The organism is Actinoallomurus acaciae, assembly GCF_042429965.1.
GTDB classification, from domain to species: Bacteria; Actinomycetota; Actinomycetes; order Streptosporangiales; family Streptosporangiaceae; genus Actinoallomurus; species Actinoallomurus acaciae.
Map to the genome: position 1 here is coordinate 1 of NZ_JBHLZP010001016.1, position 1,383 is coordinate 1,383.

At 71.7% G+C, this 1,383-nt stretch carries 3 protein-coding genes; 1 reads left to right on the forward strand and 2 read right to left on the reverse strand.

Going from position 1 to position 1,383, the window contains the following annotated elements; translation table 11 throughout:
• Positions 1–387, reverse strand: a 387-nt coding sequence (locus ACFFNX_RS49990; RefSeq protein WP_378213530.1) for a DJ-1/PfpI family protein, incomplete at its 3' end; no start/stop codon positions are given.
• 25 nt (positions 388–412) lie between these two features.
• Positions 413–1,012: a TetR/AcrR family transcriptional regulator gene (locus ACFFNX_RS49995; RefSeq protein WP_378213531.1), complete on the reverse strand. Its 600-nt coding sequence runs from the start codon at positions 1,010–1,012 to the stop codon at positions 413–415.
• 101 nt (positions 1,013–1,113) lie between these two features.
• Between ACFFNX_RS49995 and ACFFNX_RS50000 the strand changes: the two genes are divergently transcribed.
• A partial coding sequence (locus ACFFNX_RS50000; RefSeq protein ID WP_378213532.1) for an SDR family NAD(P)-dependent oxidoreductase occupies positions 1,114–1,383 on the forward strand: 270 nt, incomplete at its 3' end.

Genomic DNA, 1,383 nt, shown 5'->3' on the forward strand with positions numbered 1-1,383 from the left:
GAGCAGGTCGGCGTGCATCCAGTGGGTGGTCGCGGGGCGCCCGTCGAGCAGACCGGCCGCGGCGAGCACGAACGCTCCCGTGCAGATGGAGACGACCCGCGCACCGGCGTCGTGGGCCCTCCGCACCGCCGCGACGAGATCGGCGGGCGGATCGGCGGAGGCGTCGCGGCAGGCGGGCACGATCACCGTGTCGGCGGCGGCGAGGCGGTCCAGCCCGTGAGACGTCTCGGCCCGGAACCAGCCGCCGAACCGCACGTCGCCCGCGCCGCAGACCGTGAAGTCGTACCAGTGGTCGGTGATCCCGCGGTCGACGCCGAAGACCTCGCAGACCGCGGCCACCTCGAACATCGTGATCCCGTCGTGGACCGCGAGCGCGACCGACCTCATGTCCGGAAGTGTACGCGCCGCGCCGTTACGGACGCTCGCCCGCGGCGATGGCGAGCCTGCGCGCGACCTCGATCACCGTCTCGCGGCGGCGGGCCAAGGCCGCCTGGTCGGTCTCCTCGCCCAGGACGACGCGGCACGTCCCGGGCACCGCGAAGTTCCAGGCGATCAGCCCCATGATGGTGAAGAGCAGGTCCTGGGCGGCGCGGACGCGCGCGTCCTCGGGGAGGTGGCGGGCCACGCCGCCGGCCACGAGATGGTGGACCTTCTCCTGGAAACCGGCGCGCCGCTCGCTCTCGCCGGCTCCGTCGGGCGCCTCCAGCGCCTCCCACAGCAGCAGCCTGATCAGCTCCGGGTGTTCCCGGTACCAGTCGAAGATCTGCCCGGCCGACTCGGCCACCGCGTCGGGGTCGATGGAGACCGAGATGGAGATCTCTTCCAGCTTCGCCCGCAGGATGGCGGCGAACAGCTTCTCCTTGCTCCCGTAGTACAGGTAGATGGCCTGCTTGTTGGCTCTGGCCGCCGTCGCGATCCGGTCGACCCTCGCCCCCGCCAGGCCGTGCTCGGCGAACTCGTCGGCCGCGGCGTCGAAGATCCGCCGTCTGGTGTCCTCCGCGTCATAGGCCATGAGCGAATTAAACCATCCGGTTGACTCCTCGCCCGTCCAGGCGGCAGTATCGAGGCCGGTAGTAAAACAACCAGATGGTTTATTCTGCGAAAGGCTCTTCCATGAGCACTGCGACTCCCATCCCCGTGCGTTCGCCGCTGACGAGCGCCCTCTCTGGGACGACCGCCGTCCTCATCGGCGGAAGCTCGGGCATCGGGCTGGCGGCGGGTGTCCTCCTGCGTTCCGTCGGCGCCCGCGTCGTGCTGGTCGGCCGCGACCCCGGCCGGCTGGAGGCCGCCGTCTCCCGGGTGCGGAGCGCGAGCCCCGGCGACGCCGTGCTGGCCGGCGCCGGTGACGGCGGGGACGAGCAGACCCTCGCCGAGGCCTTCGAC

Excerpts from the sequence above, each read along its gene's own strand:
- ACFFNX_RS49995 (WP_378213531.1), bottom strand. The coding sequence starts at position 1,012 with ATGGCCTATGACGCGGAGGACACCAGACGGCGGATCTTCGACGCCGCG.